General features: G+C 32.1%; 13 protein-coding genes. 9 read left to right on the forward strand and 4 right to left on the reverse strand.

Going from position 1 to position 11,755, the window contains the following annotated elements; translation table 11 throughout:
* The first annotated feature begins 67 nt into the window (after positions 1 to 67).
* Positions 68 to 1,381: a Fe-S cluster assembly protein SufD gene (gene sufD, locus N4A42_RS07925; protein ID WP_294072462.1), complete on the forward strand. Its 1,314-nt coding sequence runs from the start codon at positions 68 to 70 to the stop codon at positions 1,379 to 1,381.
* Between the two features lie 27 nt (positions 1,382 to 1,408).
* Here the strand turns inward: sufD and N4A42_RS07930 are convergent, their stop codons facing one another.
* The 3 genes from N4A42_RS07930 to N4A42_RS07940 all read right to left on the reverse strand — a co-directional run bounded on the left by N4A42_RS07930 (position 1,409) and on the right by N4A42_RS07940 (position 4,010).
* Positions 1,409 to 3,067, reverse strand: a complete 1,659-nt coding sequence (locus N4A42_RS07930; protein WP_294072465.1) for a serine hydrolase — start codon at positions 3,065 to 3,067, stop codon at positions 1,409 to 1,411.
* A 179-nt stretch (positions 3,068 to 3,246) separates the two neighbouring features.
* The gene (locus N4A42_RS07935; protein ID WP_294072468.1) at positions 3,247 to 3,675 is read right to left on the reverse strand and encodes a hypothetical protein; all 429 of its coding nucleotides are present in this window, start codon (positions 3,673 to 3,675) and stop codon (positions 3,247 to 3,249) included.
* Positions 3,675 to 4,010, reverse strand: coding sequence for a PadR family transcriptional regulator (locus N4A42_RS07940; RefSeq protein WP_294072496.1), 336 nt, complete (start codon positions 4,008 to 4,010; stop codon positions 3,675 to 3,677). Before N4A42_RS07940 ends, N4A42_RS07935 begins: the two co-directional genes overlap by 1 nt.
* Before the next feature lie 125 nt (positions 4,011 to 4,135).
* Here N4A42_RS07940 and N4A42_RS07945 point away from each other — a divergent pair, with 125 nt between their 5' ends.
* From N4A42_RS07945 to N4A42_RS07970, 6 genes are all read left to right on the forward strand, one after another.
* Positions 4,136 to 5,350 (forward strand): aminotransferase class V-fold PLP-dependent enzyme, encoded by a 1,215-nt coding sequence (locus tag N4A42_RS07945; RefSeq protein ID WP_294072471.1) that lies wholly within the window; start codon positions 4,136 to 4,138, stop codon positions 5,348 to 5,350.
* Between the two features lie 48 nt (positions 5,351 to 5,398).
* Positions 5,399 to 5,926 carry a hypothetical protein gene (locus N4A42_RS07950; protein ID WP_294072474.1) on the forward strand — a complete coding sequence of 176 codons (528 nt, stop codon included), beginning with the start codon at positions 5,399 to 5,401 and terminating at the stop codon, positions 5,924 to 5,926.
* A 33-nt stretch (positions 5,927 to 5,959) separates the two neighbouring features.
* A complete protein-coding gene (locus N4A42_RS07955) occupies positions 5,960 to 6,382 on the forward strand; it encodes a SufE family protein (protein ID WP_294072477.1) in 423 nt (140 codons plus the stop codon).
* Between the two features lies 1 nt (position 6,383).
* Positions 6,384 to 6,710 carry a DUF59 domain-containing protein gene (locus tag N4A42_RS07960; protein ID WP_294072480.1) on the forward strand — a complete coding sequence of 109 codons (327 nt, stop codon included), beginning with the start codon at positions 6,384 to 6,386 and terminating at the stop codon, positions 6,708 to 6,710.
* A gap of 1 nt (position 6,711) precedes the next feature.
* Entirely contained in the window at positions 6,712 to 7,218 is a 507-nt protein-coding gene (locus N4A42_RS07965; RefSeq protein WP_294072483.1) for a DUF2480 family protein, read from the forward strand.
* A 110-nt stretch (positions 7,219 to 7,328) separates the two neighbouring features.
* Entirely contained in the window at positions 7,329 to 8,237 is a 909-nt protein-coding gene (locus N4A42_RS07970) for a DUF3078 domain-containing protein (RefSeq protein WP_294072486.1), read from the forward strand.
* A gap of 57 nt (positions 8,238 to 8,294) precedes the next feature.
* Here N4A42_RS07970 and hflX read toward each other — a convergent pair whose 3' ends face one another.
* On the reverse strand, positions 8,295 to 9,506 hold the full coding sequence (gene hflX, locus N4A42_RS07975) for a GTPase HflX (RefSeq protein ID WP_294072488.1): 1,212 nt from the start codon (positions 9,504 to 9,506) through the stop codon (positions 8,295 to 8,297).
* A gap of 75 nt (positions 9,507 to 9,581) precedes the next feature.
* Between hflX and N4A42_RS07980 the strand changes: the two genes are divergently transcribed.
* Positions 9,582 to 10,532, forward strand: a complete 951-nt coding sequence (locus tag N4A42_RS07980; protein ID WP_294072491.1) for an endonuclease — start codon at positions 9,582 to 9,584, stop codon at positions 10,530 to 10,532.
* Between the two features lie 212 nt (positions 10,533 to 10,744).
* Positions 10,745 to 11,755, forward strand: a 1,011-nt coding sequence (locus tag N4A42_RS07985) for a fibronectin type III domain-containing protein (RefSeq protein ID WP_294072493.1), incomplete at its 3' end; no start/stop codon positions are given.

Genomic DNA, 11,755 nt, shown 5'->3' on the forward strand with positions numbered 1-11,755 from the left:
ACAGTCATCACTACGCAACCAATAAAAACTGCTAACTGAAGACCGGTAACTGAAGACTTAATAACATATGGAATTAAAAGAAAAGTTAGTATCTTCTTTCATGGCGTTTGAGAATACAGTAGATATAGATTCTCCTATACATGATATAAGAACTGAAGCCATAAAACATTTTGAAAGCGAAGGTTTTCCAAATAAGAAACAAGAAGCCTGGAAATACACATCACTAAATTCTGTCCTTAAACACGATTATAGCGTATTTCCAAAAAACGAAGAAGCTTTAGACTTTAAAGATGTAAAGAAGTACTTCATCCACGATATAGATTCTTATAAAATTATTTTTATAGATGGAAAGTACTCATCACATTTATCACAAACCACTCATGATGGTATAGATGTTTGCTTAATGTCTGCGGCATTAACCAAACCAAAGTACAGATTGATTATTGAAAATCACTTCAATAAAATCGCCACAAAAGATGGGTTATCTTCATTAAATACTGCTTTTTCTGCTGAAGGAGCCTATATCCATATACCTAAAAATAAATTGGTTGAAAAACCAATTCAAATCATACATTTCTCTACTGGAAATGAAGCTGCACTAATGTTACAACCGCGTAACTTAATTGTGGTTGATGAAAATTCTCATGTTCAAATCATTGAACGTCACCAAAGCCTAACAAACAATCCTGTTTTAACTAATTCTGTAACAGAGATTGCTGCTAATAAACGTGCTATTGTAGATTACTATAAAGTACAAAACGATAGAGAAACTGCTTCGTTAATTGACAGCACTTTTATTGATCAAAAAAGAGAAAGTCATGTAAAGGTGCATACTTTTTCTTTTGGCGGAAAAATAACTCGCAACAATCTTAACTTCTACCAAAATGGAGAACGTATAGATTCTACAATGAAAGGTATTACCATTATTGGTAACAAACAGCATGTAGACCACAACACTTTGGTGCATCATATAGAACCAAATTGCGAAAGTCACCAAGATTACAAAGGTATATTTGGAGATAAAGCAACTGGAGTATTTAATGGTAAAGTTATGGTTGAAAAAGAAGCACAAAAAACAGATGCTTTTCAGGCCAACAATAACATTTTATTAAGCGATAAAGCAACTATAAATACTAAACCACAATTAGAAATTTTCGCTGATGACGTAAAATGTTCTCATGGTTGTACAATTGGACAACTTGATGAAAGTGCAATGTTCTATTTACGCTCTCGTGGTATTCCAGAAAAAGAAGCTAGGGCATTATTAATGTTTGCTTTTAGCAACAATGTATTAGATTCTGTTAAAATCCCTGAACTTAAGAATAGAATCACCAGAATTATAGCTAATAAATTAGGTGTAAATATTGGATTTGATTTGTAAAGAATTCTTTAAATAAGTTAAAAGCCACTATTGATCGATAGTGGCTTTCTTATTAAATATTATATTGTTTACCGTTCCATCACAAGATAATAACATACCTGTTACATTACCATTACTACCTTTCATAAAATGATATAGTGTCCTTTGACCGTTACCAAATTCATTAGCTTGAATTGGCTTTAAACTGAATGTTCTATTTTCAAAAGACACAATTAAAACATTATTATCTATAGAAAAATGATAATTAATGTCTAGTTCTTCCGAATAAAAAGACCCTATGTACTGAGATAATTCCACTTGTTTTGAGTCAATAAATTGAGCTCGCTTAAAATAAAAGGGTGTACCTCCAAAACGAATAATCATATCATAGTCCTTACCTGTCTCAAATTCATACTTTACGTTTTGACTATTAACTCTATGGAATTTATTATTTGCAAATTGAATCAAAGGCGCTGCTACTCTTCCTATAGATCCTATTGATTTTAAAGTATCATTTTCTTGAAAAATAGTCATGGTCATATCACTATTTATCTCTTTATACTCTCCAATAAATTTTTCAAAATTCTGAGGTTTAAATGCTTCATGAATGACATTGCGATTTTGGTCTTTTGATAAGTTTTCCATAAGAACATCTAGTATCTTATAAGCAATGCTAGGTGCATTTATAGATTGCAAATTAGCAAGTACAATAATTCCTGTTTGCAATTCTGGTATTGTGACAAGCTGTGTTCTAGTACCAAATCCGTAACCCCCATGACTAACTGCTTCAAATCCTTTATAACTATCAATGGAAACTCCTCGCGCGTAATTTGCCTGCTCACCTGATGTTAAAATTTCTCTAGTTTTTAAAAACTGAGCTAAGTCAATAAACTCAGGAATTTGTTCATTCAGCATTTGCATCCAAATGGTCATGTCATTAATAGAAGAACCCATACTTCCTGCTCCATAGCTTAATTGATTAGTTACATTATAAATGTATTTACCATTTCGTTTTTGATAGCCGATTGCCTTATTTTTTATTGTATTTCCATGAGATGCTCTCACATGAGTATGCTTCATTTCTAAAGGTGTTAGTATCTTTTCTTTGAGAAAAGCATCTAAATTTTGATCTGAAATACGTTCAACAATAAGTGCTAATAAATTGTAATTGGTATTAGAATATTTAATCTTTTCACCAGGCAAGTTATTTAATCCCTTCTGCCTGCAAGCCAATTGCAAAACCGTTGAATTATCATAATAAGTAGTATGGTAATTAAAACCTGATAAATCCATCAAAGTATGATAGTTTCTAATACCACTTGTATGATTTAATAAGTGTTTTATTTTGATTGGCTTATCGTATTTAGGAAATTCTGGAAGAAACTTTCTAACATCATCTTCAAGGTCTATTTTACCCTCATTCATTAATGCCCAAATTGCAGAAGCTGTAAATTGTTTACTTATTGAAGCTAAACTAAAGACGGTAGAATCTGAATTTTTCACATCATAATCTAAGTTTGAAAAGCCATAGCTCTTGGAATAAATAGATCTACCTTCTTTAAGAACCTTCACACTTAGACCTGGAGCATTATTAATATTATATATTTCTAATAATTCATCAAGCCTATCTTTAATAGTTGTTTGAGCATTTACACTACAAACAACAAATACAAAGAGCAAAAATCTACAACGACTTAAGATTGACATTGCTTATATTTTTGGTAGAAAAACGTTGGAATAAGCCCAAAATTAAGACATAGAAAACCTATAAAAACGATTATTCCTCTATAAGGCCAGCTTAAAAATTCAAACATTGCACCAATACCTAGTATAAAAAAAGTTATAAAACCGAGAATGTAAAATGATTTTTTCATTGAAATTTAATTTTAAGAAAATTTGTGAATAGATATTTTGTATTTACTATAAAGGTGAATTGGAAGAATTACTAAAACTGAAAGTAAAATAGCACCTAATAGCCAAGCATTAGCATAAGGCCATTGCATCATTTGAAACACCAAACTCATAACCAAAAGCATAATAATCATAAATCCGACAGAAAATTTCACTTTATTAATGGTTATGATTTGTTTGGCAAATTTCTGATAATTAGTTTCTAATTGAAGACACTGAAAACTGGCATATCCACCAAACTTCTGTAAAGCTTTTTGATATAGTAAATTAAAGTCGTTTGATTCTTCATTTTCAATATATGTACATATATGATCAACCAAATCTTCTCTTAATTCTTTATCCTTAACACCATAAAAGGCTAAACTATTTTCTATAAAATCAATATGTTTCTCTGATAGTTCCATTATACTGCTGGTTTAGTATTAAAAATCACATTTAGTGTTGCTATAAAGTCATTAATTTCATTTGTAACAACCACGGCTTTCTTTTTTCCATCCCTAGTAATACTATAATATTTTCTAACACGCTTGCCAATATATACTTTCTCAGTAGCTAAAATACCCTGAGCCTCAAGCTTGTGAAGAATAGGATATAAGGCTCCTTCAGAAATATCAATTTTCCCTGAAGTTATTTTTTTTACCTCTTGTGTTATTTCATAACCATACATTTTATCCCTTCTGCTAATAAGTTTTAAAATTATGGGAAGTAACGTTCCTTTTGTTAATTCTTTACTATACATAGTACAAATATACATTTTATTTAAATGTATTTACATAAAATGACAAAAATATTAAAACGGTAGCTAAAAAATTATTGTTAGCAAACTTCAAAGTATTCGTATTTTTGCATATGAAATTGAAACAGATGCTAGACATACAAAACATAAGAAAAGACTTCCCAATCCTTAATCGAGAGGTTAACGGTAAGCCTTTAATATATTTTGACAATGCTGCCACGTCACAAACACCACAACAGGTTATAGATGTTATTGTAGATTATTACACTAAATACAATGCTAATATCCATAGAGGCGTACATTCTCTAAGTCAGGAAGCAACAGATGCTTATGAGCAAGCACGACAAAAAATTCAGTCGCATTTCAATGCCAAGCATTCTCATGAAATTATTTTCACATCTGGAACAACTCATGGTATTAATTTAGTTGCCAATGGCTTTGCTTCACTTCTAAATGATGGTGATGAAATTATTGTTTCTGCCTTAGAGCATCATAGCAATATAGTGCCTTGGCAAATGCTCTGTGAAAAAACAGGAGCAAAGCTTAAAGTTATTCCAATGAATAAAAATGGGGAATTGGTTCTTTCAGATTTTGACTCCATTTTAAATGAAAACACAAAACTTGTTTTTGTAAATCATATTTCTAATGCCTTAGGCACAATTAACCCTATTGAAACTATAATAGAAAAAGCACACACTGTTGGTGCAGCAGTTTTGGTTGATGGCGCACAATCTTGTCCACACATAAAACCAGATGTTGAGGCTTTAGATGTAGATTTTTATGTCTGTTCTGCACATAAAATATGTGGCCCAACAGGTGTTGGTATGCTTTACGGAAAAGAAGAATGGCTCAAAAAATTACCTCCTTATCAAGGTGGTGGTGAAATGATTGCAGAAGTTTCTTTTGAAAAGACTACTTATGCAGATTTACCGCATAAATTTGAAGCAGGTACACCAAATATCTGCGGTGGTATTGCTTTTGGTGCAGCAATAGATTATATGAATTCTATTGGATTTGATAATATTGCTAATTACGAAAACGAACTTTTAGAATATGCTACAAATCAATTACAATGTATTGAAGATTTAAAAATCTATGGCACATCAAACAATAAAACTTCTGTAATTTCTTTTAATGTAGGCAACATTCACCCTTACGACATAGGAACCTTGTTAGATAAAATGGGAATTGCCGTACGTACAGGTCATCATTGCGCACAACCAATAATGGATTTTTATAAAATACCAGGAACCATTAGAGCTTCCTTTATGTTTTATAATACTAAAGAAGAAATAGACACCTTTATTGCTGCCCTAAAAAAAGCAATTATGATGCTTTCCTAAAAAGTTTGGCATTAAAAATGTAACTTATACCTATAAAACAATTTACGTATGAAATTTTTATTTAGCTTATTTACATTAGTCATGCTCACAGGATCTTGCAATTCTACAAAAGACATTGTTTCAGATTCTAACAAATCTGAACAAACGACAGCTTCAAAGCCTAGTAGAGAAGTGCAAAACTCAAAAAGTGATATTGTTAAAGATAATTACAACAAAGTATTTATTATTTATCAAGCCAACTCAAGAGGTTCGTTTGAATACATTCAAATATCTGAAACAGAAATAAAAATTACTAAAGACAGAGAATTAAAAAACTTGAATTCTCACGAGTGTAAAAAAGAAGATTGGGAGGCTTTACAAAAACTACTTAAAGGAGTTGATGTAGAAAATCTAGACGCTTTAAAAGCACCAACAGACAAGCGCTTATATGATGGTGCAGCACACGCAACCTTTTCTGTTATAAAAGGAGATGTAAAAATGACATCACCAACTTTTGATCATGGTGCGCCACCTAAAGAAATAGAAGCTTTAGTTAATAAAGTGTTATCTATAACAGAAAGTATATCTAAACAATAGCGATTTTGTAACTTTGCCTTAAAGCACTAGACTATGACTATTGAAGAAGTTCAAAACGATATTATTGATGAGTTTTCTATGTTCGATGACTGGGAAGAGCGTTATCAATATATGATTGATTTAGGAAAAACGCTTCCACTTATCGATGAGAAACACAAAACTGATGACCATATCATTAAAGGTTGTCAAAGTAAAGTATGGGTACATGCAGAAATGCTTAATGATAAAATTGAATTTACCGCAGATAGCGATGCTATAATTACTAAAGGAATTATTGCTATTTTAATTAGAGTATTTTCTAATCAACACCCAAAAGATATTATTGAAGCAAATACCGATTTTATTGATAAAATCGGATTAAAAGAGCACTTATCACCTACTAGAGCCAATGGCTTAGTAAGCATGATAAAACAATTAAAAATGTATGCCATTGCATACCAAACACAATTGAACTAAGATGAGTGATACAACAATAGACACTAATGTTCTTGGAGATAAAATAGTTAGAGTTTTAAAATCTATATTTGATCCTGAAATCCCTGTAGATATATACGAATTAGGTTTAATCTATGATGTTTTTGTTAACGAAGATTATGAAGTTAAAATCCTAATGACGTTAACAACACCTAACTGTCCTGTAGCAGAAACGTTACCTCTAGAAGTTGAGGAAAAGGTAAAATCTATAAACGAGGTTAAAGACGCTGAAGTAGAAATTACTTTTGACCCTCCTTGGTCTCAGGATTTAATGAGTGAAGAAGCTAAATTAGAACTTGGCATGCTATAACATGGCAGAAGAGATTATAAATAGAGTTGCTAATAGCAAGATAAAAGTTATAGATCTTGAGGATTACTATCCTGAAGGCAAGCGAACTTTGTTTGATATTAAAGATTGGTTGTTAGAAGGTTTAATTTTACGTGAAAAAGAATTTAGAGCATCAGTAAAAAACTTTGATTGGTCACAATACCAAGATTGCTATGTAGCTTTGCATTGCTCAACAGATGCCATTGTTCCAGATTGGGCCTACATGCTTATTGCTTTAGAGCTTCAACAGTTTTCCAAATTAACAATAATTGGTTCTTTAGAAGATTTAGAAGTTGTTATTTTCACTTCGATTATTTCTAATTTAGACTCCTCTATCTACAAAGATCAACTTGTAATTATTAAAGGTTGCTCTAAAAAACCCGTTCCTGTTAATGCTTTAGTGTTACTTTCTCAAAAGCTTAAGCCAATTGCTAAATCTATAATGTTTGGCGAAGCTTGTTCTTCTGTGCCTTTATTCAAAAGGAAATAAATTGTGACTTTTTATATTTTATAATGTCTAAACAGTAGTAATATCAACAAAAAAACAACTCTTTACCAAGGCAACACAGACATAATTGTAGCCTTAAAATTTTATTAATTATGAATAAAAAAATACTTTTATCAGCATTCTTAATGTTTGCTATAACTTTTGGTTTTTCTCAAACCAAGGAAGAATTAGAGGCTCAAAAAGCAGAAAAACAAGCAGAAGCAGATAAGTTTCAAGCTGAAGCTAACGCAATACAAGCGCAAATAGATGCTTTACCAGGTTGGAGAATTGGTGCCTTTGGTACTATTGGTGGTAGTTTGTCTAATTTTAATAATTGGTATGCGCAAGGAGCGCCAAACAATGTGTCTGGTAATATTGGATTTACAGTTAATGGTTTTGCGAATTTAATTAAAGAAAAATTTTTCTGGAGAAATGCGTTAACAACTAACTTAAACTGGACTAAATTAGATAATAAAGATATAGATACAGATAGTGATGATTTTGAACCAACTACAGATGTTTTTAATTTATCTTCTTTATATGGTCACAAACTAAGTGATAAATGGGCAGTTTCTGCTTTAGCAGAATATAGAACAACACTATTAGATAACTTTAATGATCCTGGATATTTAGATTTTGGTGTTGGTGCTACATGGACACCTATAGAAAATTTAGTCGTTGTTATACATCCTGCCAACTATAACTTTGTATTCTCTAGTGGTGACACAGTTTTTGATTCGTCTTTTGGTGCTAAAATTGTTGCTGACTATACAAGACAAATTGGTGCTGTTAGTTTTAAAACTAATTTATCTACATTTCAAAGTTACAAAGATAGCGACCTTTCTAACTGGACTTGGACCAACTCATTTAGCTACACGTTATGGAAAATGATTGGTGTTGGTTTTGACTTTGCATTAAGAAGTAATAAGCAAGAAGCAGCCAACTTCCAAGAGGTAGCCTTAGAAGATGCTGATAATGATTTACAATCTTACTATACTATTGGTTTAAGTTACAAGTTCTAAACAATAGAAATTATATAAAAAGAAAGCCTTTCATTTTTAACGAAAGGCTTTCTCTTTTTATACTATATCCTCAACATCTGGGTACAAAAAATGATTATAAGGAAAGCGAGTAACATGTATTTCTCTTACTTCTTTATAAACTCTTTTTCTAAATTCATCTAAATTCTCTTTGTTTATAGCAGAAATAAACAAAGCACTATCACCAATCTTAGACATCCAAGTCTTTTTCCATTCTTCAATACTATAATTAGCTTTGGTTCTTTCCTCTAACAAATCTTCTTCATCAAAAGGTTCTGGAGTGTAAGCATCAATTTTATTAAAAACCATAATAGTAGGCTTACCCTTACTCTCTATTTCATCTAAAATCTGATTAACAGAATCTATATGCTCTTCAAAATTAGAATGAGAAATATCTACCACATGTAGCAATAAATCGGCTTCTCTAACTTCATCTAATGTACTCTTAAAGGACTCAACCAATTGCGTTGGTAATTTTCTAATAAACCCAACAGTGTCACTCACTAAAAATGGCAAGTTTCCTATAACTACTTTTCTAACGGTTGTATCTAAAGTTGCAAAGAGTTTATTTTCTGCAAAAACTTCACTTTTGCTAATAACATTCATCAATGTAGATTTACCTACATTGGTATAACCAACCAAAGCAACACGTACCATTTTACCTCGATTACCTCGCTGAATTGCCATTTGCTTATCAATGGTCTTTATCTTAGATTTCAGCAAAGCTATTTTATCTCTAACAATACGTCTATCAGTTTCAATTTCAGTCTCACCAGGACCACGCATACCTATACCACCTTTTTGCCTTTCAAGGTGTGTCCACATACCTTTAAGTCTAGGCAGTAAATATTCGCATTGCGCCAATTCTACTTGTGTTCTGGCATAGCTAGTTTGTGCACGTTGCGCAAAAATATCTAAGATAAGGTTTGTTCTGTCTAGGATTTTACAATTAAGTATTTTACTAATGTTTCTTTCTTGTGCAGGAGATAACTCATCATCAAAAATAACGGTTCCAACTTCATTGTCCTTCACAAAACCTGTCACCTCTTCCATTTTACCAGTTCCAATAAATGTCTTTGGATTGGGCATAGTCATTTTTTGTGTAAAACGTTTTACAACTTCTCCGCCTGCAGTATAAGTTAAAAACTCTAATTCATCTAAATACTCCTTAGACTGTTCTTCTTTTTGATCTTGTGTTATTATACCTATTAATACAACTTTCTCTAACGTAATATTCTTTTTCTCTATCATAAATAGTTTAAAAATGCAAAGTTAAACAAATGCCATATTCTTTGATACGTTTCAAAAAAAACTATATTTATTGCCATGAATAAAACCGATTCGACTTATACTATTGCTTTCTATAATATTGAAAACTTATTCGATATTGAAAACGATCCTTTTACTAAAGATGACGATTTTTTACCAACTTCGGCAAAACGATGGACTCCTAAACGCTATGAAAATAAATTGCGAAAGTTAGGATCTGTAATTTCTAAAATTGGTGATGAAGATACAGAAGTTGCACCAGTAATTGTTGGTCTTGCTGAAGTAGAAAACAAAAAAGTGCTATCAGATTTATTACAAAGTGATAGTCTTGTTAATGAATCTTATAGCTACGTCCATTATGATTCGTCGGACGAAAGAGGTATTGATGTTGCTCTTATTTATAAAAATGAATGTTTTGAGCTGCAAAGTTCTGAAACATTTTCTGTTTACCTTCAAGATGAATCAGGTCAAAGAGATTATACCAGAGACATACTATTAGTTGAAGGCAAACTTAATGAGGAGTCTATTCATATTATAGTTAATCATTGGTCTTCTAGAAGAGAAGGCGAAAAAGAAACAGAACACAAACGGATTGCAGCGGCTAATGCTGTAAATTCAATTATTAAAAAGCTAAAGAAAGAAGATGAACATGCTAAAGTAATTGTAATGGGAGATTTTAATGACAACCCTAATGACAAAAGTATTTCTCTTATTGAAAAAGAAAGCGGTCTTTACAATCCATTTAAAACTGTACTTTCTTATGACAAAGGCAGTTTAAATCATGACTTTCAATGGAATATGTTCGACCAAATATTATTTACTAATAATTTCTTCGATATTAAATCCTCTAAACTAAAGTTTAAAAAAGCAGATGTTTTCAATTCAAAGTTTCTAACCCAATATCATGGCAAGTTCAAAGGTCAACCTTTTAGAACATATGTTGGTAAAAAATACAAGGGAGGTTATAGCGATCATTTCCCAGTTTTCATTCAACTTAAAACTTCTTAAACCATTTATCGATTAATACGGTAGTTAATCTATTATAGTATTGCTAACATCTTGTTAATAGGCATTTTTTATATCTTCGAATGGGCATAAAAAAAACGACTAACCAGCGTGCAAAAATGCTCCCCCAAGCCTCATTAAATTTAAAAAAAATAAATCCTTTATAGTCAATGCATTATAAAGGGTTAAATAATTTCTAACAAACCGATTTAATAATGAAAAAGATTACTCTATTTTTATTTTTGCTTTCATTTGTTGCTATTACTAGCATTGAAGCACAAATAACTACTTTTCCCTACACCGAGGATTTTGAGTCTGGTGATGGTGGTTGGGTGGCCGACAACACAACAAATGGCACATGGGCTTTAGGAACACCTGCCGGAGCCATTATCAATAGTGCTGCCTCAGGAACAAACTCTTGGGTTACTAACCTAACAGGCAATTATAACTCTAGTGAAAACTCATGGGTTACAAGTCCTGTTTTTGACTTTTCTGCACTTGTTGCTCCTTCAATTGAAATGAGCATATGGTACGATATAGAGTTTAGCTGGGACGGAGCAGTGCTTCAGTCTTCAATTGATGGTGGCACAACATGGGTTAATGTTGGTGCCTTTGGAGATCCGGTTAACTGGTATACTGACGATACAATTGGAGGAAACCCTGGAGGGCAACAAGAAGGTTGGTCTGGCACTGGTGCGGCAGGCACAAATGCTTGGGTTACTGCAAGACATGCCCTTAATGGTTTAGGTGGGCAATCTAATGTAATATTTAGAGTAGCTTTTGGTTCTGATACATCTGTTACTGATGAAGGTTTTGGTTTTGACGATATTAACATTTTTGAAGTAACATGCCCAGAACCATCTGATCTTGCAATATCAGCTATTAATGCTACTGGTGCGGAATTTTCATGGACAGAAAATGGCACTGCTACGAGTTGGAATATTGAAGTAGTTGCAGAAGGATCAACACAAACAGAAACTCCTACAGATACAGGTGTTACAAATCCTTTTACAGTTTCAGGATTAACGCCAGCTTCAAATTATGAATATTATGTACAATCAGATTGTGGTGGTGATGTTAGCTCTTGGGTAGGTCCTTTTACCTTTACAACAGAGTGTGTTACTTTTACGGCCCCTTATACTGAAGACTTTGAAAATGCTGGCACAATTCCTCTTTGCTGGTCTATGGATGGTGGTGAAGATTGGTTCTTTAACGATGATGCTACT

The sequence above is a fragment of the Winogradskyella sp. genome, from assembly GCF_025210595.1.
In the GTDB taxonomy this organism is placed as follows: domain Bacteria; phylum Bacteroidota; class Bacteroidia; order Flavobacteriales; family Flavobacteriaceae; genus Winogradskyella.

Excerpts from the sequence above, each read along its gene's own strand:
- sufD (WP_294072462.1), top strand. The coding sequence starts at position 68 with ATGGAATTAAAAGAAAAGTTAGTATCTTCTTTCATGGCGTTTGAGAAT.
- N4A42_RS07930 (WP_294072465.1), bottom strand. The coding sequence starts at position 3,067 with ATGTCAATCTTAAGTCGTTGTAGATTTTTGCTCTTTGTATTTGTTGTT.
- N4A42_RS07935 (WP_294072468.1), bottom strand. The coding sequence starts at position 3,675 with ATGGAACTATCAGAGAAACATATTGATTTTATAGAAAATAGTTTAGCC.
- N4A42_RS07940 (WP_294072496.1), bottom strand. The coding sequence starts at position 4,010 with ATGTATAGTAAAGAATTAACAAAAGGAACGTTACTTCCCATAATTTTA.
- N4A42_RS07945 (WP_294072471.1), top strand. The coding sequence starts at position 4,136 with ATGCTAGACATACAAAACATAAGAAAAGACTTCCCAATCCTTAATCGA.
- N4A42_RS07950 (WP_294072474.1), top strand. The coding sequence starts at position 5,399 with ATGAAATTTTTATTTAGCTTATTTACATTAGTCATGCTCACAGGATCT.
- N4A42_RS07955 (WP_294072477.1), top strand. The coding sequence starts at position 5,960 with ATGACTATTGAAGAAGTTCAAAACGATATTATTGATGAGTTTTCTATG.
- N4A42_RS07960 (WP_294072480.1), top strand. The coding sequence starts at position 6,384 with ATGAGTGATACAACAATAGACACTAATGTTCTTGGAGATAAAATAGTT.
- N4A42_RS07965 (WP_294072483.1), top strand. The coding sequence starts at position 6,712 with ATGGCAGAAGAGATTATAAATAGAGTTGCTAATAGCAAGATAAAAGTT.
- N4A42_RS07970 (WP_294072486.1), top strand. The coding sequence starts at position 7,329 with ATGAATAAAAAAATACTTTTATCAGCATTCTTAATGTTTGCTATAACT.
- hflX (WP_294072488.1), bottom strand. The coding sequence starts at position 9,506 with ATGATAGAGAAAAAGAATATTACGTTAGAGAAAGTTGTATTAATAGGT.
- N4A42_RS07980 (WP_294072491.1), top strand. The coding sequence starts at position 9,582 with ATGAATAAAACCGATTCGACTTATACTATTGCTTTCTATAATATTGAA.